At 36.1% G+C, this 21,353-nt stretch carries 23 protein-coding genes; 9 read left to right on the top strand and 14 right to left on the bottom strand.

Features of this window, described 5'->3' with window-relative positions; genetic code table 11:
* Nucleotides 1-5: 5 nt before the first annotated feature.
* Genes traM through ACMA47_RS15900 form a run of 8 tightly spaced genes read right to left on the bottom strand, consistent with a single transcriptional unit; the run spans nucleotide 6 to nucleotide 7,027 of the window.
* Nucleotides 6-1,307, bottom strand: coding sequence for a conjugative transposon protein TraM (traM, locus tag ACMA47_RS15935; RefSeq protein WP_413930551.1), 1,302 nt, complete (start codon nucleotides 1,305-1,307; stop codon nucleotides 6-8).
* 4 nt (nucleotides 1,308-1,311) lie between these two features.
* Nucleotides 1,312-1,581, bottom strand: coding sequence for a hypothetical protein (locus ACMA47_RS15930; protein ID WP_413930550.1), 270 nt, complete (start codon nucleotides 1,579-1,581; stop codon nucleotides 1,312-1,314).
* 9 nt (nucleotides 1,582-1,590) lie between these two features.
* Nucleotides 1,591-2,214, bottom strand: a complete 624-nt coding sequence (gene traK / locus ACMA47_RS15925; protein WP_413930549.1) for a conjugative transposon protein TraK — start codon at nucleotides 2,212-2,214, stop codon at nucleotides 1,591-1,593.
* A 12-nt stretch (nucleotides 2,215-2,226) separates the two neighbouring features.
* A complete protein-coding gene (gene traJ / locus ACMA47_RS15920; protein WP_413930548.1) occupies nucleotides 2,227-3,219 on the bottom strand; it encodes a conjugative transposon protein TraJ in 993 nt (330 codons plus the stop codon).
* 1 nt (nucleotide 3,220) lies between these two features.
* On the bottom strand, nucleotides 3,221-3,853 hold the full coding sequence (locus ACMA47_RS15915) for a DUF4141 domain-containing protein (RefSeq protein ID WP_413930547.1): 633 nt from the start codon (nucleotides 3,851-3,853) through the stop codon (nucleotides 3,221-3,223).
* Between the two features lie 19 nt (nucleotides 3,854-3,872).
* A complete protein-coding gene (locus ACMA47_RS15910) occupies nucleotides 3,873-6,380 on the bottom strand; it encodes a TraG family conjugative transposon ATPase (protein ID WP_413930546.1) in 2,508 nt (835 codons plus the stop codon).
* A complete protein-coding gene (locus tag ACMA47_RS15905) occupies nucleotides 6,377-6,709 on the bottom strand; it encodes a DUF4133 domain-containing protein (RefSeq protein WP_413930545.1) in 333 nt (110 codons plus the stop codon). The genes ACMA47_RS15910 and ACMA47_RS15905 overlap by 4 nt, the downstream gene beginning before the upstream one ends.
* Before the next feature lie 12 nt (nucleotides 6,710-6,721).
* Entirely contained in the window at nucleotides 6,722-7,027 is a 306-nt protein-coding gene (locus ACMA47_RS15900; protein ID WP_241279502.1) for a DUF4134 domain-containing protein, read from the bottom strand.
* 189 nt (nucleotides 7,028-7,216) lie between these two features.
* On the opposite strand from ACMA47_RS15900, the gene ACMA47_RS15895 reads away from it, so the two are divergent.
* Nucleotides 7,217-8,194, top strand: a complete 978-nt coding sequence (locus ACMA47_RS15895) for a PDDEXK nuclease domain-containing protein (protein ID WP_413930544.1) — start codon at nucleotides 7,217-7,219, stop codon at nucleotides 8,192-8,194.
* Nucleotides 8,195-8,229: 35 nt separating this feature from the next.
* Here ACMA47_RS15895 and ACMA47_RS15890 read toward each other — a convergent pair whose 3' ends face one another.
* From ACMA47_RS15890 to ACMA47_RS15880, 3 genes are read right to left on the bottom strand one after another with little or no spacing between them, the layout of a single operon-like run.
* Entirely contained in the window at nucleotides 8,230-8,850 is a 621-nt protein-coding gene (locus ACMA47_RS15890) for a hypothetical protein (protein ID WP_413930543.1), read from the bottom strand.
* Nucleotides 8,851-8,861: 11 nt separating this feature from the next.
* On the bottom strand, nucleotides 8,862-9,257 hold the full coding sequence (locus ACMA47_RS15885) for a DUF3408 domain-containing protein (protein WP_413930542.1): 396 nt from the start codon (nucleotides 9,255-9,257) through the stop codon (nucleotides 8,862-8,864).
* Between the two features lie 4 nt (nucleotides 9,258-9,261).
* A complete protein-coding gene (locus ACMA47_RS15880; RefSeq protein ID WP_413930541.1) occupies nucleotides 9,262-10,029 on the bottom strand; it encodes a ParA family protein in 768 nt (255 codons plus the stop codon).
* A 635-nt stretch (nucleotides 10,030-10,664) separates the two neighbouring features.
* On the opposite strand from ACMA47_RS15880, the gene mobA reads away from it, so the two are divergent.
* Both mobA and mobB read left to right on the top strand, forming a co-directional pair.
* Nucleotides 10,665-11,108 carry a conjugal transfer protein MobA gene (gene mobA, locus ACMA47_RS15875; protein ID WP_413930540.1) on the top strand — a complete coding sequence of 148 codons (444 nt, stop codon included), beginning with the start codon at nucleotides 10,665-10,667 and terminating at the stop codon, nucleotides 11,106-11,108.
* A complete protein-coding gene (gene mobB / locus ACMA47_RS15870) occupies nucleotides 11,105-12,376 on the top strand; it encodes a conjugal transfer protein MobB (protein ID WP_413930539.1) in 1,272 nt (423 codons plus the stop codon). Before mobA ends, mobB begins: the two co-directional genes overlap by 4 nt.
* Before the next feature lie 124 nt (nucleotides 12,377-12,500).
* Here the strand turns inward: mobB and ACMA47_RS15865 are convergent, their stop codons facing one another.
* Entirely contained in the window at nucleotides 12,501-13,391 is an 891-nt protein-coding gene (locus ACMA47_RS15865; protein WP_413930538.1) for an alpha/beta fold hydrolase, read from the bottom strand.
* A 174-nt stretch (nucleotides 13,392-13,565) separates the two neighbouring features.
* On the opposite strand from ACMA47_RS15865, the gene ACMA47_RS15860 reads away from it, so the two are divergent.
* The gene (locus ACMA47_RS15860) at nucleotides 13,566-13,931 is read left to right on the top strand and encodes a MerR family transcriptional regulator (protein WP_413930537.1); all 366 of its coding nucleotides are present in this window, start codon (nucleotides 13,566-13,568) and stop codon (nucleotides 13,929-13,931) included.
* A 157-nt stretch (nucleotides 13,932-14,088) separates the two neighbouring features.
* Nucleotides 14,089-16,089 carry a conjugal transfer protein MobC gene (mobC, locus tag ACMA47_RS15855; RefSeq protein WP_413930536.1) on the top strand — a complete coding sequence of 667 codons (2,001 nt, stop codon included), beginning with the start codon at nucleotides 14,089-14,091 and terminating at the stop codon, nucleotides 16,087-16,089.
* Nucleotides 16,090-16,139: 50 nt separating this feature from the next.
* Here the strand turns inward: mobC and ACMA47_RS15850 are convergent, their stop codons facing one another.
* Both ACMA47_RS15850 and ACMA47_RS15845 read right to left on the bottom strand, forming a co-directional pair.
* Nucleotides 16,140-16,985 (bottom strand): RteC domain-containing protein, encoded by an 846-nt coding sequence (locus tag ACMA47_RS15850; RefSeq protein ID WP_413930535.1) that lies wholly within the window; start codon nucleotides 16,983-16,985, stop codon nucleotides 16,140-16,142.
* 46 nt (nucleotides 16,986-17,031) lie between these two features.
* On the bottom strand, nucleotides 17,032-18,660 hold the full coding sequence (locus ACMA47_RS15845; RefSeq protein WP_413930534.1) for an AraC family transcriptional regulator: 1,629 nt from the start codon (nucleotides 18,658-18,660) through the stop codon (nucleotides 17,032-17,034).
* 353 nt (nucleotides 18,661-19,013) lie between these two features.
* Between ACMA47_RS15845 and ACMA47_RS15840 the strand changes: the two genes are divergently transcribed.
* The 4 genes from ACMA47_RS15840 to ACMA47_RS15825 are packed head-to-tail and all read left to right on the top strand — an operon-like array spanning nucleotide 19,014 to nucleotide 21,256.
* On the top strand, nucleotides 19,014-19,250 hold the full coding sequence (locus ACMA47_RS15840; protein ID WP_413930533.1) for a hypothetical protein: 237 nt from the start codon (nucleotides 19,014-19,016) through the stop codon (nucleotides 19,248-19,250).
* A 16-nt stretch (nucleotides 19,251-19,266) separates the two neighbouring features.
* Nucleotides 19,267-19,434 carry a hypothetical protein gene (locus tag ACMA47_RS15835; protein WP_413930532.1) on the top strand — a complete coding sequence of 56 codons (168 nt, stop codon included), beginning with the start codon at nucleotides 19,267-19,269 and terminating at the stop codon, nucleotides 19,432-19,434.
* Between the two features lie 19 nt (nucleotides 19,435-19,453).
* Nucleotides 19,454-20,974 carry a DoxX family protein gene (locus ACMA47_RS15830; RefSeq protein ID WP_413930531.1) on the top strand — a complete coding sequence of 507 codons (1,521 nt, stop codon included), beginning with the start codon at nucleotides 19,454-19,456 and terminating at the stop codon, nucleotides 20,972-20,974.
* A gap of 12 nt (nucleotides 20,975-20,986) precedes the next feature.
* Nucleotides 20,987-21,256, top strand: coding sequence for a DUF6520 family protein (locus ACMA47_RS15825; protein ID WP_413930530.1), 270 nt, complete (start codon nucleotides 20,987-20,989; stop codon nucleotides 21,254-21,256).
* Nucleotides 21,257-21,353: the final 97 nt, after the last annotated feature.

The raw sequence follows: 21,353 nt of genomic DNA, 5'->3' as shown, positions 1-21,353 counted from the left end.
TTTAATTAGTTATTCTTTGGCACAAGTAAAATCTGATGGCCTGCTTTTACCGTTACCTTCTGTTGTCTGACTTTTTTCTGAAAATAACCGGACACTCCCTGTACCACTCCCCTGCTTATGTCCGATGCAATCTGCTGCCCGGCTGATTGGGTCATCATAATATTCGTTCCTGAAGTCTGACTCATATTCGCTACAATGTCATTAACTGCATTTTGTTCAGGTGAATAAGGAACATTCAGTCCTGGCTGGCCATCATTGTCATATACATTAATTTCTACCGGATAAATACTGCCATCATATCCAATTGAACTTATTTTCAGCTGAAGCCTGCCTCCTTGAAATTTGCTTGTGGCGATGAGCAATGTGCCTGATGGAATTTCTATCCGCTCCAACTGCATACCTTCTGAAAGCATAATTGATAAAGTACTTTCATCAACTAATGTTTTGGTTTCAGAAACAATTCCCTTTATCGCATTCTTAGATTGATTTGATATTTTTTTATCGATTTGTACATCAAAAAATCTCTTATGATTCAACCCTAGAATAAAAGAACTGTCAGATGGTTCTCTATACAAGGATGAAACTATTCTGGAATGAGCAGCTTTAACTGGGGTTAGCTTAACCTTCTTGTCATTCGATGGCTTTATTTCTTCGTTTTGCTTTGGTATCGTCTCTTCTTTCGAAGCGGAAGGAAGGTATTTAGCCGCCATCTGGTAGGATTTTTCCATGAGCTCCAATTGATCATTCATTCCCAAACCTGCAGGAACAGAATTATTCTGTATCGCATCCTTCTTTAATCTTGAAATTTCCTTTCTCAAATCATTGACTTCCTGATTATCCTGCTGATAGAAAGAGCCTAAGGCTTGTTGCGCATTCCGATAACTGTTTACTGCCTTCTGGTCTGAACGTGATAAATCACCTGATTTATTGACACCCAAAGAATATACAGCATTTTGATTAACATCACTTTCATCAGTCCAATAATCAGATAATGCAGTAAGAGCATTTCTCTTTTCTTCGGTTTTTTGTTCCAAAAGTTGCTGCTCATAAGCTTTCTGTTTATCCGACTGCAACTGACCGTCTTTTGCCTGGGGAATCACAGCATTAAAGCCTTCCTCTGCAACAATCGTATTTCTCTTTTTTGGTTTAAAAATCAGATACAAACAAATCGCACATAATAAAGCCATTAAACAATAGATCATTGGCTTTTTAAGCTGCTCCCACTTGGCTTTGGGATGATCTCCTATCCCCTTATCATTCTGAGGCAGGTCATTTTCTGTAATTTTTATTTTTTCAGAATCTTTCATCCTTTTATTTCTTTATTAATGAGTTAATCTTATCAGCTTGTATGCTATCCTTCGTTTGAAGGCTCCTGGAAACCCCATCAATATGATTGATCGATATTTCATTATTGCTCTGAACTGTCGATATGCAGATGCTAACAATTACCAGTAAAGTGAGTAAAGCATATCCTCCGAAAAAAAGCTTGGTAAATAATCTTTGTCGCTTAACAGGAAGAATTTTCCAACGATTATCCGCTTGCAAGGCGTAATATTCTATTTTATCTCTTATTCTTTTCATAAGGTAATTTTAACGTTCTACGGTTTCAATATCTTTGTTTTCAAGGACATTGAATTTTTCAATGGTAAATCCCTGAGGATTGCTGTCAGACCGTACTGAATTAACCAATAAACAGTTTGTGATCAGACTTCTTATGGTAAGGTTGCTTGATCTGATGATAAATTGTCTGGCGTAGGTTTTTACGGTATATGGATAACTTTCAAAGTCTGCAGCTAAGCTGTCTACTTCCACTCTCTGCTGAATATTCCCCGAAATAATTCTGTTATAATATCCCTTTTCCTGAAGGTCTTTATAGTAATTAAATGCAGATTGATCAGCAAGATTGAAGGCTCTTTTAACATTGCTTTCAATAGCATTTTTATCCGGTGCTACCGTAAAAAACAGTTCGTGAAATCTTCTGACATGTTCTCTGGCTTCAACAGGCCTGTTGATCGACATATCCTGAGAAAGTGCCACCATCAGAGACTTACCATTATCCAACACATAAATCTTCTGGCGCTGCGCTTCAGCAAACTGATAAGATTTAAATACAACCACTCCTACAACTCCAAAACAGAACACTGTAAATACCAGCGTAAACAACCGGATCTGCTTAAAGCTACTCTCAATATTCTTTAATGATTTAAATTCCATACTACTGTATTTTTATTTTAATAACTTTCCTGAAATGTTACCTGTTGCTGAGCCTGTCGCTGCTCCAGCAATATTTCCTGACTTCGTGGCAGTCTGATTGACATTACGCATAAAATTTCCTGCTCCTCCAGCCTGAATTACCCAGCCTGTAACCGTAGGTACGGTAAAGTATCCTATAATTCCGATCACCATATAGATGATGTAAACCGTATTGGAAGTGTCCGGAATAAAGGTGGGATCTGCCAGCATTTCAATATCCCGCTCCAAAATGAGTGACTGAATTTTGGCCAGTATAGAACTGAAAATATCAGCAACAGGAAGCCAGAGATACACACTGATGTACCTTGTCAGCCATTGGGTTAAAGTGGTCTGAAAACCATCCCACACTGAAATTGCAAAAGCAATAGGTCCTAATATGGAAAGCACAATAAGAAAAAATGTCCTTATCGTATCAATGACCAACGCGGCTGCCTGAAAAAGAATCTCCAGAAACTCTCTGAAACCATCCCGTATGTCTTTCTTGATAGCAAACATTTCTCTTTCTATATACATACCGGACATGGTGACCAGATCAGAAGGTGACCAACCAAGCTCTTCCAGCTTTTTATCAAACTCTTCATTGGAGATCAGATAAGCCATCTCCGGATTTCTAAGCATGGCTTCTCTCTCCAGAAGATCTTTTTTCTCTTGTAATTCATTCAAATCTAAAACCTGATTTTCCAACATCACATGACTTCCCTGAACAATAGGGCTCAGAACACCATTGATACTTCCCAACACCAAGGTTGAAAAAAACATGATACAGATCCCTATGGCAAATGGTCTGAGCATAGGAAACAGGTCAATAGGCTCAGCGCGACTTAAGGACTGCCAGACTTTGATGGCTACATAAAACAAAGCTCCTAAACCCGCGACTCCTTTTGCTACTGCTGCCATATCAGCACACAAAGGCATCATTTCCTCATATACTGATCGTAGAACTTCATGTAAATTCGTAGGCTCCATATTACCAGTATTTTTGGTTAGATGTTCCGTAAAGATTTAACACCCTTTGAGTGTTGTTCTGCTTTTTAGCTCTCAGATAGCTCACTGAAATATTTTTGTTGGTATAGTATCTTACCAGATTATGGTATTCCTTGACCTCTTTGTAAACCCGATCAATGACATCCATTCTTTCTTTATCGTTTAAAGAAAGACCATTAGAAGTAATAATTTCCTTGAGTTCTTTAAGCAGCTCAGTGCTCTCAGTGAGTAAAGCTGAATAACCATTGGCTATGGAAGATAATTCTTGTGCATTAAAATTTTGGTCATTGAGCATTTTACCGAAATTATTGACATACATCTCGGAAACATCCCCTACAAGCAAAACGGTCTGCTGCACCTTTCGGGCATCTTTGACCAAATTGTTGATGGCTTTCAGCTTGTCATAATACTCTTTGCCTTGTTCGTAAACTTTCTTGACTTCATTAAAGTTTTTTACAACGTTCGATACGGTTGATGAAGTCTGCACAATTTCATTGGCAGAGTTTAAAATACCTGATGCAAGATTAGCAGGATCGGTAACGACAAATTGTGCTTTAGCAAAGGTGAAGGTGGCGAAGAATGCCACCAATACTGTTTTAATGATTAAATTTTTCATGGGTGTAAATAGGTGTTGATTAATTGTCTTTGATTGATTTGATTCTCTTTAGAGAAATCCTCTTGATAGCATGCTCTACATTGCCATCAAGTTCTGATGCAAGATTCATTACTTCCATCTTTTCTGTCTCTTCGGTGGTGTACGCTAGATATTCCTCAGTTGATACTTCAGTGGCATAGACCGCAGAGTGCGTTCCACCCAATCCGATCCACACCTCTTTGTACAGTCGCTTCGGATCATTATTCATATTGATAGACAATACCTGAGATTTTTCTTTATCCGTTAGTCCGAGCATTGCCTGAATGTCATCAAACTTATTCATGTATTTACGCTGATCAAGTAGAATCTTACAGTCTGAATTATTAATGATGCTTTCCTTAACAATTGGAGACTGAATAATATCATCGACCTCCTGAGTCACTACAATGGCTTCTCCAAAGAATTTTCTGACAGTCTTAAACAGGTATTTGATATACTCTGCCATTCCCTCTTTGGCAATTGCCTTCCAGGCTTCTTCAATGAGGATCAGTTTTCTAATTCCTTTCAGTCTTCTCATTTTATTGATAAAAACTTCCATAATGATGATGGTCACAATAGGAAACAGAATCTTATGATCTTTAATGGCATCGATTTCAAAAACGATGAAACGTTTGGACAGCAGGTCCAGCTGCTTTTCTGAATTAAGAAGGTAATCATATTCCCCACCCCTATAATAAGGCTCCAATACATTGAGAAAGTTGGCTATATCAAAGTCTTTTTCCCTGACCTTCTTCTGCTCCAGCACTTGTTGATAATCCTCCCTGACATAATCATAGAATCCATTAAATGAGGGATCCTGCTCGCTAGTCTTAATCATTTCAATATAGCCACTTACTGCATTGGACAATGCAACTTCTTCTGATCGTGTCGGGGGTTCATCATCTCTTTTCCATAAGGTGAGAATCAGTGTTTTAATACTTTCCCGTTTTTCGATATCAAAAATTCCATCATCAGTATAAAATGGATTAAATGCAATTGGATTGTCCTCTGTATAAGTGAAATACACTCCATCCTCTCCTTTTGTTTTCCCTTGGATCAGTTCACACAATCCTTGATAAGAATTTCCTGTATCGACAAGCAACACATGAGCTCCCTGCTCATAATACTGTCTGACCATATGGTTCGTGAAAAAGGATTTGCCACTTCCTGAAGGTCCCAGAATAAACTTGTTCCTGTTCGTAATAATCCCCTGTTTCATGGGAAGATCAGAAATATCCAGATGAATCGGCTTCCCTGTGAGACGATCTGACATCTTGATTCCGAAAGGAGAAGGAGAATCCTGATAGTTCGTTTCTTCAGTAAAGAAGCAAAGTGCTGGCTCAATAAATGTGTAGAAACTTTCCTCACTCGGAAAATCACCAGCATTTCCGGGAATGCCTGCCCAGTACAGAGTGGCTGTATCCGTAGTGTTATGACGGGGTTTACATTCCATCAGTGCTAAGGCACTTCCGGTATCGTTTTTTATTTGCTTCAACTCAGCCTGATTATCTGACCATGACATCACATTAAAGTGGGCACGTATCGATTGTAAACCAAAAGAATGTGCTTCATTCAGATACTTTTCAATCCATTCCTTATTGATCTGATTGGCTCTGCTGTACCTTGCCAGTGAATGCATATTTCTTGCAGATTTTTCAAACTTAGACAGATTTTCATCACTGTTGTCAATAAACAAATATTGATTATATAGGTGATTGCAACTTAATAATAGCCCGACAGGAGATGCAAAAGACAGCAAACAGTCACTGCGGTCCGTACTTAGCTTTTCGTATCTGCTGTGAGATGAAACAGTACCTGGTAAATCATCGGTATCCGATAAGGTATGCATACTGAGCCGGTTATTGCCGATCCTCATTTCTTCTGAACCCAGCTTGATATCCTGCAATGAAGGATGGGCTTCTCGAGATAAAGTGAGATACTGTTCCAGGAGTCCTGATTTTTCAGCAGTACCTGAAATTTCATCCTCGGTCATTCTTTCCAAATGGATATAACCACTGTCATTCATAATCCGCTCAAGCTGATCGACAGCCTCCATAAAATGATTAATTGCCTCTTTGTCCTTAATCTCTTTCGGAATCAGTTTGCCTTTGCATAAAGATGAAAAATTACTCTGCATCCTTATTCTTTCCTTGGAGGTCTTTGTAATGAACAGATAACAATAATGATTTAAAAAAGGTCTTTCATTAAAATGCCTTTCAAAAGATTTGGAAAGAAAGCTTTGATCTTCTCTCAAAAGGTCCGGAGTATAATTTTCTTTAATGAACCAATCCTGTTTATGAACGACCGTATAGTCGGGAAGCGTTTTAACCGCCTTGAACCACGCTGAATGAATGGCTTCATACTCAGCCGAGGCAATCGTAAATAATTCCGGAAGTCTTACCTTAAAACAAACTGTGATGTCTGCATCTTTTGAAATAATGCAATTATTTTCTATAGCAAGCAGGGGAAATTTACTCTCCAACGTTGCCGATTTGGAGGAATTTCTCATGCGGAAGCTTTTTTACGGTTAGTATGCAGATAGCGGTAAATACTCTTTCGACTAATGATATACCTGGGATGTTTTTTCTGAGCTCCCATTTTCATCAGACCATGCTCTCCGTATTTTCTATTCAGGGCGAAAGTCTGCCAGATCAAAAGACCACTACAGGCAGCTCCTATAACCAGGCACAAGTAAGTATTGACCCCGGCCATATACATGATCATCATGCAGATCAGTATCCCTAACAACCCTCCTGCGAAAATAAATAGGTACTGTGCCTTCAACCCTTTGAATTCTACCGTCCGTCCTATTCCTTTATTGATATGATATGTATTCATAATCGAAGATTTTTAAAGGAAGAATGATCGTAGGATGGTAGCTGCTACAATAAGGAATATACACGCACCAAACCAGCTGGCAGCCGTTTTACTGGTGTCAGGATCTCCGCTGCTGAACTTGTTGTAAACCTTGACGCCTCCAATCAATCCGACTACCGCACCAATAGCATAAATTAATTGGGTAGCCGGTTCAAAATAAGAGGTGACCATCTGTGTGGCCTCATTGATTCCGGCACTGCCATTACCCTGGCCAAAAACACCTGTTACTGCTATAAAGGTTAAACCTAATACCAGTAGTTTTTCTCTTTGTTCTTTCATAATTAAACACTTCAATTTGTTATGATGTACCGCACTTTGCGGAACTATGGAACAAAGATGTTTGAGCCTTAGAATTATTTTGGGCTAATGGCGTCATTAGGAAGCTTTTGGCTTTAAACTAAGACGACAAGTGCCAGTATTCGTTTATAATTAATTGTAAATTTGTAGTCGAATTTCAAAAAGACAATCATGGATAAAAGGTTCGCTGATATTATTGAACTCATCACCCGATCTCGTAACAATGCGATAAGAAAAGTCAATGAAGAACTGATCGATTTATATTGGAATATTGGGGAATATATCAGCAGGAAGGTAGAGCTGAGCGAATGGGGACAATCTGTGGTCAAAGAACTGGCTCAATACATCCAAGCTAATGAACCTGAAATCAAAGGGTTTTCAGATAAAAACCTTTGGAGAATGAAGCAGTTTTATGAAACCTACAAGGAGTTTCCAAAAATCTCAACACTGTTGAGAGAAATCAGCTGGTCTCATAATCTGGCTATTTTTTCACGTTGCAAAACAATTGAAGAACAAGAATTTTACATCAAACTGACCCAACAGGAAAATTACAGTTTTAGGGAACTTGAAAGACAAATCTCCAGCAGTCTTTTTGAAAGAACCATGCTCGGAAATTCAAATCTCTCAACACTGTTGAGAGAAACAAACCCTGAGATTGCCAATACCTTTAAGGACAGTTATGTATTTGATTTTTTAAACTTACCCGAAACGTTTAGTGAAAGCGAACTTCAAAAAGGGCTGATACTGCAGATGAAAAACTTCATTCTGGAGTTAGGCAGAGATTTTCTTTTTATCAGCGAAGAATACAAAATACAGGTTGGGAATTCGGATTTTTATATTGATCTCCTATTCTTTCACAGAGGTCTCCAGTGCCTGGTCGCATTTGAACTGAAAGCAGACAAATTTAAACCTGAACAGCTGGGGCAGCTTAATTTTTATTTAGAAGCTTTGGATAGGGATGTTAAACGTCAAAATGAAAATCCAAGCATTGGAGTATTGCTCTGTAAAGATAAAGATAGCGAAGTAGTAGAATATGCCCTGAGCAGAAGCCTGTCCCCCACCATGGTTTCCGAATATAAGACCCAGCTTCCTGACAAAAAAGTTCTGCAGCAGAAACTCCATGAATTGTTTGATAAAAGACCCGAGTAAGTTCCGTTATATCACATCGTTAAAGGGGAATTTGCCTAAACAAACTCCCCGATATCGAAACTATCAGAAGAATTACTCTTCTTAGAAGAAATGATCTTTTCATCATCCGGAATACTTTCCCTTAGCAAGCTGCCAATTCTTTTTGAAGCCTCTCCTAATGAATTCTCTAACAAATCAAAAAGCTCGGTTCCCTGAATTTTCTGAATTATTTCTACTGCTTGTTGTTCTAAGTCAGCCTCCAACAAGTCCTGCTGAAGCAACTGACCCACAGTACTCAATTCCTGAAAGGTAACCCCTGTAGCAAACCCGCTTTCAATAATAGAGTTTTCATATAGCCCATCTTCATCCTCTTGCTCCAGCTCATCGTTTTTAATGGGAATATCATCAAGACCTTTCTTTAAAGCAACATCTCCTAATAATTCCTCTTTAGTTTCTGAATCAAAATTATCAACCGTAAGTAAAGCAGGCTCACCTTGTCTTTTATTGGCATCAATTGGTAATACCAGTCTTTCTTTTTCCTTGGTCTCACCCATAATAGATGGAACATTCATTTTCATAGAAGAGTCTTCTTTACGGGGGATACTTGTGGAAAACTTTCTTTCGGAAAGGATAAGAATGATAATAATGAGCAGACCTATAATGATTATTTGTTCCATAAAATGATACATTAAAAAATTGGACGGTATTTATTATTGTAATCCTCTGTAATTTCCTTTTCAAACATTTCGAAATGGTAAGCCAGAATATTATCCAGATAGGCATACAGTGGAATCTGATCTTCTGCAATAATCTGAATAATACGAGATAAGCGCTCGTGATATTCAGAACGGATATAGATACTTTTATCACCACGCTTAGTCATTGTATGATGGGTTAGAAACTGCTCAACATAAGTTATTTCATTATTCTTCTTATTCTTCAATGTATGCTTTTGTACTTCTTTGCCCTTTGGAGGATCTGCATTTTTAATCGATATTTCTTTCTTGGCACTTCCAGCCATAATAGACATTAAATACTGTTCATCAATACCTTGGGCCTCGTTGTTATTTTTATCATTTTCCATATTGCTATAATTTGACAATTTTCAAAAATTCTTCTATAAATTGATCCAGTCTGCACTGAACTAACAGCTTAGGATCTGCAGGCAGTAAAGTCGATCGAAAAACCGTCTTTGCTACCAACTCCCCTTCTTTCCGAAATCTCTTACTGTCTGTAATGGTTGTTTCCATAAGCTGTAGACCTAAATCTGAGATTACCTTACTGTAATTTTTGTACAACATTGTCTTTTCTCTTCCATCCACCTGATTCCAGAACAAATGAATACCTCGAATCCCTGTCTGATTTTCTTTCATCAATACATTGGTTAAAACATCAGTAAAACTCAGTGTACTCTCCAGTACGACGCGATCGGCAGTAATGGGAGAAAAAATGTAATGGACATTGGTTAGGGTTTGTAAAATACCTGTGGTATTCACGGTCCCCGGTAAATCAAGGAAGATAATATCAGGCGTTATTTCGGATCCTTCAACATACATCTTTATTTCATCTAAGACCTGATCAGCTTTACTCTGGAAAATAGGATAAGCTTTTTTATTGATACTCGTAAATTGTTTGTGAGCCATCTTTTTTAGGATTTCATTCTGCATTACCGTTTTCAAATCACGTTCTCTCATTTGGAGTAAACTGTACTGTGGAAAATCACAATCAAAGACGGTGACCTGATATCCCATCCGATAATGAAGAATACTTGCGATAAGTGTTGTAAACGTACTTTTTCCAACTCCTCCTTTTTGAGTAGAAAATGCAATAATGGTGGGTTGTTTTTTTGTTGTCATTATAATTGAATTTTAGTTAAGTCAAATTGTAAAGAATGAGGGATGGAAAGCATTCAAACCTTAATAATCTCATGAGGGAATCATAGCTATCACGAATGTTGGCCGTGATTCCTGAAAGTTATATTGACTTCCGGCAGTATGTAATGAATGTCATCCATCTTACAATCCTGATCGATTGATTTTCTGATTTCTGTCTCTCAAAAATGATATCGTGATGGCGGGAAGTCCGGAAGGCCAGCATGCTGGATTTCCACTATTCAAGATTTCTGTTACATCTGCAGCCAGGAAATCCTGCTTTCACTCTGACCCAAATGAATAATATTTCTTTCTTGGAAGCTATATAATGGTCGTTTTTGGCTTTAAGTGACTGTCTTTGGCTTTCTCTCTAATGCTGTCTCTATAAATCATTGTGGCTTATTTTGTTCCAAGAAGACAGAGGAATCTTAAGAGGTTGAATTCTATTTATACTATGCAGTACTCCATCTGCTTTTTTACTAGAATTTCCTTTCACCCGAAAGGGGCAAGTTGTGTTTTGAGCATCTCGAAATGATTTCCGATGCTAAAAACAACTTGCCCTTGCAGGGGGCAGAAAAACAACCTCCGAAGTCGGTGTTTATAGAGTAAAGTAGAAGATTATGAATGATAAAAACAATGAACAAAAGAAAAAGGGAGGACGACATCCTAAAGTTGATCCTGCCAAGATTAGATATACCATCTCTTTGAATGAATTGGAACATTCCCGGTTTCTTGAACTTTTTGATCATTCAGGAATGAAAGTTAAAGCTCATTTTATAACGTCCTGTATCTTTAACAAACCCATAAAAACGGTAAAAATTGATAAGGGAAGTTTAGATTTTTATATGCGGTTGACCTCTTTTCATAGCCAGTTTCGTAATGTAGGCATCAACTACAATCAGATCGTGAAGATTCTTTACACCCATTTTTCTGAAAAAAAAGCAGCTTCTTTTCTGTACAAGTTGGAAAAACAAACGGTAGAAATGATTGAAATTTTTAAAAATGTCATTAAAATTACCGAAGAGTTTCATCAAAAGAATCTACAAAATAATAATGCTGAATGATCGCAAAAATTGGTAGAAGCAACAATCTTTTTGGAGTTTTGTCATACAATAATACCAAGATACAACAGGAGAAAGGAGAAATTCTATTGACCAGCAAAATGGTAGAAACCCTGAATGGACAATATTCTGTGCCACAGTTGATGAAATCATTTGAGCCTTATCTGATCGCTAATCAAAAAACAGAAAAACATACGCTCCATATTTCTCTTAACCCCGATCCTAGAGACCATGTTTCTGATCAAAAATACAAAGAAATAGCAGAGCAGTATATGCGTGAGATGGGTTATGGTGAGCAGCCTTTTGTAGTGTTCAAACACACTGATATTGACCGTTCCCATATCCATATTGTTTCTGTATGCGTAGATGAAAATGGTAAAAAGATTTCTGATCAGTTTGAAAAAGTAAGGTCGATGAAAATCTGCAGAGAATTGGAAAAAGAATTCGGACTTCAACCGGCAACTGAAAAACAAAGTCATCAGAATATAAAAACTTTTCGTACCGTAGATTACAAAAAAGGTGATGTAAAAAGTCAGATTTCTTCAGTCATTCGCCATCTCACCGAATACTACCAATTCCAAACATTCGGTGAATATAATGCATTACTTTCTCTTTATAATATAACTACCGAACAGATAGAAGGTGAATTGCATGGGAAATTGAAAAAGGGTTTGCTATATTTTCCGTTATCTGATGATGGAAAAAAGACAGGACATGCACTTAAAGCTTCTTTATTTGGGAAAACAGCCGGACTTGAAAGTTTACAGTTATATTTTGAGAAATGTAGACTGAAAAATAAACCTTTACAAAAAGATCTTAAATCTCTTATTCTTACAACTTTTCAGTCCACAGACAATGAGTCTCATTTTAAAAGACAATTAGCTATGCACCATATTGATACTGTCATTCGGAGAAATGAAAAAGGAAGAATTTATGGGGTAACATTCATAGACCATCATTCTAAAACAGTTTGGAATGGATCAAGGTTAGGAAAAGAGCTTGCGGCCAATCACTTTAATGATTATTGGAACAGGAATATCAAAAAGGATATGAAAGGACCTGTCGTATCAGAAACTAAACCATCATTAAACGACATGCATCTTCCTACAGAAGAACGCCATCATTTGTTTGACTTTTTATCAACGGATAAACACGAAGATGGTTTGATTGAAGCGTTGGGCGGTTTAATACCCGAAGCACAAGGTGAAGATGATGAGGAGCAGGACTTTGTTAATAAAATGAAGAAGAAAAGGAAAAGAGGTTTTCGCTAGTAGACTTTAAACCTTTACTTATTTATAAATATTCTTATATTAAAAAGGCTCTATTTAAAAAGAAATAAAGCCTTAAATGTTCAATGTATCAAATTACTGAAATGATACTTGTTTTTTATCAGTACTACTGCATTAAGAAGTTAATCATTAATTCAGCGGTTTCATTTGGTTTTTCAGAAAGTATAAAATGTCCACTATCTTCTATCTTTTTTAGTTGGAGATTTGTTGTACTATTTGGTAACGACATTTTTAATATGTCATATCCACTACCACCGATTCCAATTACGGGAATTGTAAGTTTATCATACGTTTTACTATCTTCAATATCTTTTGGAAATGCTTGATACCACGCGTTTGATGCCCGAATTGCATTTTTGTCGTTATAGGCAGCGGTATAAACAGCCTTATCAAAATCGCTTATACTTTTTTGATCCTTCAATAAGTTTTTAAATAACCATTCAATAACGATATCCATACGCCCCTCAAGAAGTTGTTCAGGAAGTTCTTTTACTTGATTAAATGCAAGCCACCAAGGATAAAGATAGTCAGCGCCGAATACCGGCAACATTGGCAAATGATACATTCCTGTATCCGGATGCGGGGTATCCAGCATAATCAATTTAGAAACTGTTTCTGGATAGTTCATGGCAAAACTAAATGCTACGTGCGCACCAATGTCATGTCCGCCAACATAAACCTTTTCAAAGTCTAATTTTTTTACGAGTTCAAAGATGTCTTTTGCCATGTTCTTTTTTTCATACCCGTCTGTCGGTTTGTCTGAATTTCCCATTCCTCTCATTTCCACAACAATAACATGGAATTTAGTCGCAAGGATGGGCATTACCTTATGATATGCCCACCAGGTTTCAGGATAGCCCGGAATCAATATCAAAGGTTCACCTTGTCCACCCATTACATAATGGAGTTTTACTCCATTTACATCAGCATAATGACTGGTGAAATTTGGAACTAATTTAATGAGCTCATCGGGAGCAAAATTTTTGGTATTTATCATATTAAAAGAGCATTTTCATTAGAATCAAAAAGCTATTTATTAAATTATTTCAAATCTTTACAATACAGTAATTATTTAATTGCCAGCTTGTGATATGCAAAAATATGTACTAATTTTACAACACACAAGTATACAGTATACTACATAGTTCATACATTTAAGATAATTTAACATATGAAATTAATAAATCAACTTTCCAAGGAAACGGGTATCCCGATTGGAACAATACGTTTCTACGAAAAAAGCGGTCTTTTTAGAGGAGAAACAAAAAAGGAAGTAACCACTAATAACTATGTTTATTATGGAGATGAAGTCGCAGAAAAGCTTAGATTTATACAAATGGCAAAAGCGGTTGGATTTACATTGTCAGAAATTAAAGAAGTTGTTGATGTTTGGTATAAAAAAGAAATTTCCCAAAAAGCACAAATTGAAGTTCTTGATCTTAAATTAGCACAAATTGATCAAAAGATAAAAGAATTAAAGACAATGAAAAAACAAATTGCTTTGTGTAAAAGCAATATTAGAAATAAAGAAGACTAAAATTACACTGCTCCAGATATCTATTATTTTTCAATTTATCACTTTTTTTAGTTTTATTATGGTCAAACTCTTCCACTTGCCACAACATTCTACCACATTCTTATAGTCACTCTTAATAGTCTCTACATTCACTTGCAAAAATTAAATTCATAGAGATATGCAGGGAGAAGATGATTTAAGAGGTTTATCCAAAATTATGGCTTTCATGAGAAGTGTAAGCATCCTTTTGATGCTGATGCACCTGTACTGGTTTTGTTATGAATTCTTTTTAAAACAAGGTTGGACATTAGAGCTCATCAACAAAATACTATCCAATTTCAACCGGACCACAGGTTTGTTTTCACAAACCTTTTACACCAAAGCATTCGCTGTGGTTTTAATGGCTTTAAGCTGCTTAGGAACTAAAGGCGTAAAGAATGACAAGATAACCTGGCCTAAAATTTACGTAGCACTCAGTGTAGGTTTTGTGCTGTTCTTCCTTAGTACACCATTACTGAAACTATCTCCCACAATAGGTACATTGCTGTATATCCTTACCATCTCATTAGGTTATCTCGCTTTGCTCATGGCCGGCGTATGGATGAGCCGATTGCTACGCACCAATCTTATGGACGATGTTTTTAATAACGAAAACGAGAGTTTCTGGCAAGAAACCAAATTGATAGCAAATGAATATTCCATCAATCTTCCTACTCAATTTTATTACAGAGGAAAATGGAATAAGGGATGGATCAATATTGTGAATCCCTTTAGAGCGTCTATTGTGCTGGGGACTCCTGGCTCTGGAAAATCGTATGCTGTTATCAATAATTACATTAAACAGCATATACAGAAAGGATTTAGTATGTATATCTACGATTTTAAATTCGACGATCTTTCATCCATTGCCTACAATCACCTGCTCAAGCATAGCGATAAATATAAAGTGAAGCCGAAATTTTACCTCATTAATTTTGATGATCCACGAAAAAGCCACCGATGTAATCCGTTAAATCCAAATTTCATGACAGATATCTCCGATGCTTATGAGGCTGCTTACACCATCATGTTGAATCTCAATCGAAGCTGGATACAAAAGCAGGGAGATTTCTTTGTCGAAAGCCCTATTATATTGCTAGCAGCGATCATATGGTTTTTAAAAATTTATGAGGGAGGTAAGTATTGTACTTTCCCACATGCTATTGAACTTTTGAATAAAAAATATGAAGATGTATTTACCATATTAACTTCATATTCAGAGCTGGAAAACTATTTATCTCCCTTCATGGATGCCTGGCAAGGAGGGGCGCAGGATCAGCTTCAGGGTCAGATTGCATCTGCAAAAATTCCATTATCAAGAATGATTTCTCCACAGTTGTATTGGGTGATGACAGGAGATGATTTTTCGCTGGATATTAATAATCCGAAAGAGCCTAAAATATTATGTGTCGGAAACAACCCTGATCGACAGAATATATATTCTGCAGCTTTGGGGTTGTACAATTCTAGGATTGTAAAGCTTATTAATAAAAAAGGCAGACTTAAAAGTTCTGTTATTATAGATGAGTTACCAACTATTTATTTTAGGGGGCTTGATAATCTGATTGCAACAGCAAGAAGCAATAAAGTCTCAGTTTGCCTGGGATTCCAGGACTTTTCTCAACTGACTAGAGATTATGGAGATAAAGAAAGTAAAGTTATTCAGAACACCGTTGGAAATATTTTCAGCGGCCAGGTTGTGGGTGAAACCGCAAAAAGTCTTTCGGAGCGTTTCGGAAAAGTACTTCAAAAAAGACAGAGTTTGTCCATTAACAGAAACGATACTTCGACATCAATTTCAACACAGTTAGATTATTTAATTCCCGCTTCTAAAATTTCAACCTTAACACAAGGATTTTTTGTAGGTGCTGTTTCAGATAACTTTGATCAGAGGATAGAACAGAAAATATTTCATTCAGAGATCGTTGTAGATAGTATCAAGATATCTCAGGAAACTAAAAAATATCAGAAAATACCACAAATCCGATCCTTTATCGACAATGATGGAAATGATTTAATGGGTAAACAGATTGAAGACAATTACAAATGTGTCAAGGCTGATATCCTTACCATTATCTCAATTGAGATGAATCGGATAAAAAATGACCCTGATCTGCAGCATTTGATTAAAGAAGATTAAATAATGAAACCTCAGAACGAATACTATTTGAGGTCCCATTATCCACTTTATTACTCAATATCGCTGTTCATAAAATAGTGATTGAGGTTATCACTGACCAGTTGAAGGAATTTGGTGGGTCCCTGCTTTCGGTTACGAATTTCAAATATGGTCTTATGAAAATTGCCAAGATCGCAATCCAATGACTTTTCTGTAAATTTTATGACTTCACTTAATTCTATATTACCTCCATTAAAACAACGCATCTGGTAAAGAGCATAGATTAGCTCTATAAGTCCGACTTTTGATCCCGACCAGTTAAGAGGAGATAGTATTTTTGATGTTGCGTCTTCATTAGAGCCTTCAATCTGCTTTTTTAAATACTGATCAAATTGCTGATTGGAAATAAATCTGGCAATCATATGATCATGTGATGTTGTAAAGCATGGATCATAATTATAGAAGCCGGAAGATAGCTTCATTTTCAAATCGTAGGAGTTGCGTACAAATATTTTATGATCAAGATAGGTTGCTTCCCGTTTATAATAACTGTAGAATTCAGAATGTTCCAAATAAAAGGCCCTCAACTTTTCCTGCTCTGCCTCATAATATTTTTTTAAAGTCTTATTTCCTGCAGCCGGCTTATGAGATTCAATATCTAGTACCGTCGAGTAATAGATGAATTTTGAAATAAACTGTGGTTTTAGCTTCTTAAAAAAGAATACTTCCTCGGCAATATGATCAAAATGATGATTGGAAACCATTAGTTTCAACTTCCTTATTGACTCATCAATAATGAATAAAGCCTTTTCTGAAATTTTAATCAAATCACTTCCCTCAGCATATACTTCGTTAATCTTGAGATCCAGTTCTTCCGCTAATTGTGATGTTTTTTTAAAAAGAGTTTTTGTTACCATGTCCTTTTTTCAGGAATTTACAAAAAATCCTTTAGGCGGACTCTAATCAACTAATACCCAACTCCCTTTTCCGATTCTTTATATAATCTGTTGGCCGGATACCATTGATATCAAAAAACAAATTTGAAAAGTTTTGACGTGCAGCTATACCGCATTCCTCAGCTAAAGCTTCGATGGTATAGTTTAGGTATTTGTTATTCGTGTTGAGTAAATTGGTAATATAATTAATCCGCAGTTCCGCCATATATCTATTAAAATTTATCCCTTTTTGCTCATTGATATAAACAGATAAATAGTGAGAATTTGTCCCTAACTTGATAGCAATGCTTTTCTGTGTGAGTCCCTTCTTTTTAAACTGCTGTTCTTGCTCAAACCTCAAAAGCTTCTGGCTAATTTCCGCTGTTATTTCGGGGGTGAGAGAAGTCTTTCTTACAGGAAATTCCGCCGACTCTTCACTTAAAATATTATTGAAATTATAACTTCCATCCGCTATTCTATTCTGAAGAAGGTCATATTGCTTCTTGATCTTTTGATCTTTCAGGTACCGTACAATAAAAAATCCCAGAACAAGACTTCCTGAGACAATCAATATCTGGGCAATTACAATTTTTTTACCGCTTGACTTTTCAATTTCCTCTTTTGCTTCAATCAATGTTCTACGGTCAAAGTCATTATGAAGTTTTGAAGATAAATAAGGAAAATCTTTGCTGATTAAACTATCCGCTTTTAAAAGCTGGTTGGTATAATACAGTTGTTTGTTGATGTCCTTATTTTTATAGTTATCGATCAGATAATGATAACTCTTGTACACTTCTGGATGGATAAAGTCATGCCTGTTGAAAATACAATCTACCTTTTCATAGCAATCTACTGCCCTATCAATATTATGCTGTGCTTCAAATGTTTTACCCAAGTAATAATATACTACAGAAGCCCAGGCAAAATCATTTCGTGCAACAATAGTTGGCAAAGACTTTTGCAAATATTTTTCAGCCCCTATATAATCTTTTTTATAATACCTGGAAATTCCAATACCTTTAAGAAAGTAACTTTGCTCTAAATCAAAATCACTATCATCGGCTGTTAACCTGTACCCTAATATACTTAAGCTGTCACTCTTGGCAAGATTGTTTAGATATCGGTTGATTACAGACAATTGGTGTAAACAGTTCAGATAACCTTTCTTATAATTAAACATTTCATTTTCATGATCGTTTATATTCGAATTTAAATTGTAAAATGCAGCGCAGCTTGTAAAATGCTCCAATGCTTCATCAAAGTAACCCAGATGACCTTTTACAATTCCTATATGGTAAAGGACTTTGTAATGATGATATTGATCCTTCGATCCTTTTGAATAAGTATAGGCCTTAAGATACTCATTCAAGGCTAGTTTATACTTTTTTTGATAGAAATAATATAGAATACCTTTGCTTAAATAATCCTTACTGATATCATCATTGGTTCCATGCTGCAGGCTTACAGTAAGTGCGCTGTCAGCATATTTCATTTTATTTTTATAGTCAAACTGTCGCCCGTCTCTATAACCTTGGATCAGTTTTGAAAATTTCTTTTCTTTCTTTGCTTTTTCAATATACAGTTTTACAAATGGCATTGCATTAATGTCATCGATCGTCATTTTTTCATAAGATTTTCTGATCTCACTAAAAGTCATTTCCTTTTTTTGTTGTGAAAATAAAAAATGTGAAAAAACAGAAATTAAGAAGAGAAAGCAATAAAACCTTTTCATTTACTGATATTTAGAACCCCACCAATTCAAAAATAATCATTTATGTTTTAAATAAATCAAATTTAAAAGAATTAAACACAATCAACAAAACAACAAACACAAAGTATTGAAAATAAACAACTTAAATGCGCTTCTTACCTGTATTAATTTTAAAATTGAGACGTAACAATTTTAAAATAGACTCATAGAACAGTTTTTTTCAGCACATAATCCGAATAATTTTGACATCAGAATTCTAATATAATCCGGCCGGGATAACCTAATTAAAAATTACTAAAATGAAAAAGTTTATCCCAATTTTTAGCATAGTGATCGGTGCCGTTTGTCTTCAAAACTGTACCCATCGAGATGAAGATATAATCTCAAATAATGAACATACTGAAAAATCAAAACCTACAATAAACGGTTTGGTAATGAAACAGGATTCGACTAAATCCCTAGAAGTAATTGAAGATCCAGAAACAAAAGATCCTCCCGTAAGAGACGGTGATAATTGGAGGCTTACTAAGGAGTAAAAACTAAATATAAACTATGATTCCTCATACCTCCATATCAGTTGTTACAGGCTTACCATGTCCAAAGAGTGGCATCTGGGAAAGTATGGGGAATTTCAAGACAACTGTAACCCTTTTCAAGGGTGAACCAATGCCTGAATATTGTGGGTGGAAAATCAAATGGAGACTGATTCAGGTTTGTTAAACCTACTAACTAGAAAGCCATGAAAAATTTTCAGACCTTTTTTACTTATCTTATAAGTTATTTTTTTATTCTCTTGTTTGTTTATGCCAGTGTCAGTAAACTTCTGGAATTTGAAAGATTTCAGATACAATTAGCGCAGTCACCACTTCTCAGCGCTTATGCAGGTTTTGTTTCTTACAGTGTCATTATTATCGAGTGGGTTGCTTCTATTTTACTGTTGATACCCATTTGCATACGAGTAGGCTTATACCTCTCAATTGTTTTAATGTCAGCATTTACAGCCTATATTTTCATCATTCTCAACTTTAGTGACTTTGTACCCTGTTCCTGCGGAGGGATTCTGGAAAAACTAGGCTGGACTGAACATTTAATTTTTAATGCAGTGTGTATATTACTTGCTGGTATTGCCATATTCTTAATGGAAAAGAAAATTCCTGTTCGCACATCAAAAACTGCTTTAACAGTATCTACATCAATCCTGTTTAGTATCATTTTAATAATAGGAATGTTTCTTTCCTCGGAATATGTTATTAAAAAGGAAAATAATTTTACAAGGCGATTTATCAAACACCCTCTCATTGAGCATCAATCAATAAAGCTGGGCAATGATTTTTATTATTTTGCAGGGTTTGATGGTCATAACATTTATCTGTCTAACCAGAAATATCCGCAACAGCTCCTCACAATTGACTCTTCGATGCAAAGAAAAGCTGTTGTCTCTGCCCGAATAGAAACAGATCATCCTTACAAAAATATCAGACAAATAGTATCAGACAAACATTTCTATATCTATGATGGATCGGTACCCATCCTATTTAAAGGTAAGCTTGGAACCGACTCAACAATAAGAATAAGCTATAAAGATGCTTTTTTTAATGACCTCAAGGTCATTGACTCTTCCCATTTTGTTATAAGGACACAAATTCGTCCCAATAATCATTTGGTTTTAGGAGTGCTTGATATTGACGGTCATGAGAAATTACAATTAAAACCAAAAATTTTACGGAAACAGATTGATGGTCTTTTCGACGTTGACGGAAGCATGGCCTACGAAACAAATGCGAAAAAACTATTATATACCTATACTTACAGAAATCAGGTGATCGTCATGAATAGCAGCATGCACGTACAACAGCATTTGAAAACTATCGATACCGTAAAAACAGCTCAGATTAAGACAACGAAGCTTTCCGACGGCACTTACAAAATGACAGCACCAGCATTAAAGGTGAATATAAGATCAATTGTTTATAAGAATCTGCTTTTTGTACAATCTAATCTGATGGGCAGACACGAATCCAGAAAAGCCTGGAAGAAATCAGATGTATTGGATGTATACGACATTGATTCCCAAAGTTATGTAGGCAGTATCTATATTTTTAAGAAAGATGATCATAGACTCACCGATATCGTGGTAACGGAAAACTATCTGTACACAATCCATAATAAAGAGCTTACTCAATATAAAATAACAAAAGCATTATCGCAATACATTAAATCGGGGATGCCGAAAACCGATAAACAGAGTAGGCAACACTAAATATTTCATTCTATGAAAAAAATCCTTTTCCCTGCTTTACTAGTTGTACTAGGAACAGGAACAGCATTTGCCACCAAGATGGCAAATCAGACAAACAAAGCTATTGTACCGGGATACGTTATGGTTCCGGATGGTAATGGAAATTTCACTTGTGAGCAAGCAAGTAAAAACTGTAGTGACATTCCGACAGGACCTTTCTGTCAGCTATCAGATGGCACACAGCTGAAAGAACAGATTTCAGAAACTTTCTGCGACAATGTTCTACGGGAAATTCCACAGTAAAAAAAGAGGATGCCTTACAAGTGACTGTTGCACAACTTCACCTTAGCATTTTAAAAGGACAGCAGGAATACATTCCTGCTGTTTTTTATTTACATAA

The sequence above is a fragment of the Chryseobacterium sp. T20 genome, assembly GCF_047345655.1.
Classification (GTDB): domain Bacteria; phylum Bacteroidota; class Bacteroidia; order Flavobacteriales; family Weeksellaceae; genus Chryseobacterium.
The sequence above is the reverse complement of the archived record's forward strand: the minus strand, read 5'-3'. Positions and strand labels throughout refer to the sequence as shown.

Bases quoted from the DNA above. Each gene is read 5' to 3' on its own strand.
- ACMA47_RS15880 (WP_413930541.1), bottom strand. From the start codon at position 10,029: ATGACAACAAAAAAACAACCCACCATTATTGCATTTTCTACTCAAAAA.
- ACMA47_RS15865 (WP_413930538.1), bottom strand. From the start codon at position 13,391: ATGATAAATACCAAAAATTTTGCTCCCGATGAGCTCATTAAATTAGTT.
- ACMA47_RS15895 (WP_413930544.1), top strand. From the start codon at position 7,217: ATGGATAAAAGGTTCGCTGATATTATTGAACTCATCACCCGATCTCGT.
- ACMA47_RS15835 (WP_413930532.1), top strand. From the start codon at position 19,267: ATGATTCCTCATACCTCCATATCAGTTGTTACAGGCTTACCATGTCCA.
- ACMA47_RS15930 (WP_413930550.1), bottom strand. From the start codon at position 1,581: ATGAAAAGAATAAGAGATAAAATAGAATATTACGCCTTGCAAGCGGAT.
- mobC (WP_413930536.1), top strand. From the start codon at position 14,089: ATGCAGGGAGAAGATGATTTAAGAGGTTTATCCAAAATTATGGCTTTC.
- ACMA47_RS15825 (WP_413930530.1), top strand. From the start codon at position 20,987: ATGAAAAAAATCCTTTTCCCTGCTTTACTAGTTGTACTAGGAACAGGA.
- ACMA47_RS15890 (WP_413930543.1), bottom strand. From the start codon at position 8,850: ATGGAACAAATAATCATTATAGGTCTGCTCATTATTATCATTCTTATC.
- traK (WP_413930549.1), bottom strand. From the start codon at position 2,214: ATGGAATTTAAATCATTAAAGAATATTGAGAGTAGCTTTAAGCAGATC.
- ACMA47_RS15885 (WP_413930542.1), bottom strand. From the start codon at position 9,257: ATGGAAAATGATAAAAATAACAACGAGGCCCAAGGTATTGATGAACAG.
- ACMA47_RS15915 (WP_413930547.1), bottom strand. From the start codon at position 3,853: ATGAAAAATTTAATCATTAAAACAGTATTGGTGGCATTCTTCGCCACC.
- traM (WP_413930551.1), bottom strand. From the start codon at position 1,307: ATGAAAGATTCTGAAAAAATAAAAATTACAGAAAATGACCTGCCTCAG.
- mobB (WP_413930539.1), top strand. From the start codon at position 11,105: ATGATCGCAAAAATTGGTAGAAGCAACAATCTTTTTGGAGTTTTGTCA.
- ACMA47_RS15860 (WP_413930537.1), top strand. From the start codon at position 13,566: ATGAAATTAATAAATCAACTTTCCAAGGAAACGGGTATCCCGATTGGA.
- ACMA47_RS15845 (WP_413930534.1), bottom strand. From the start codon at position 18,660: ATGACTTTTAGTGAGATCAGAAAATCTTATGAAAAAATGACGATCGAT.
- ACMA47_RS15905 (WP_413930545.1), bottom strand. From the start codon at position 6,709: ATGAATACATATCATATCAATAAAGGAATAGGACGGACGGTAGAATTC.
- ACMA47_RS15910 (WP_413930546.1), bottom strand. From the start codon at position 6,380: ATGAGAAATTCCTCCAAATCGGCAACGTTGGAGAGTAAATTTCCCCTG.
- ACMA47_RS15900 (WP_241279502.1), bottom strand. From the start codon at position 7,027: ATGAAAGAACAAAGAGAAAAACTACTGGTATTAGGTTTAACCTTTATA.
- mobA (WP_413930540.1), top strand. From the start codon at position 10,665: ATGAATGATAAAAACAATGAACAAAAGAAAAAGGGAGGACGACATCCT.
- ACMA47_RS15830 (WP_413930531.1), top strand. From the start codon at position 19,454: ATGAAAAATTTTCAGACCTTTTTTACTTATCTTATAAGTTATTTTTTT.
- traJ (WP_413930548.1), bottom strand. From the start codon at position 3,219: ATGGAGCCTACGAATTTACATGAAGTTCTACGATCAGTATATGAGGAA.
- ACMA47_RS15840 (WP_413930533.1), top strand. From the start codon at position 19,014: ATGAAAAAGTTTATCCCAATTTTTAGCATAGTGATCGGTGCCGTTTGT.
- ACMA47_RS15850 (WP_413930535.1), bottom strand. From the start codon at position 16,985: ATGGTAACAAAAACTCTTTTTAAAAAAACATCACAATTAGCGGAAGAA.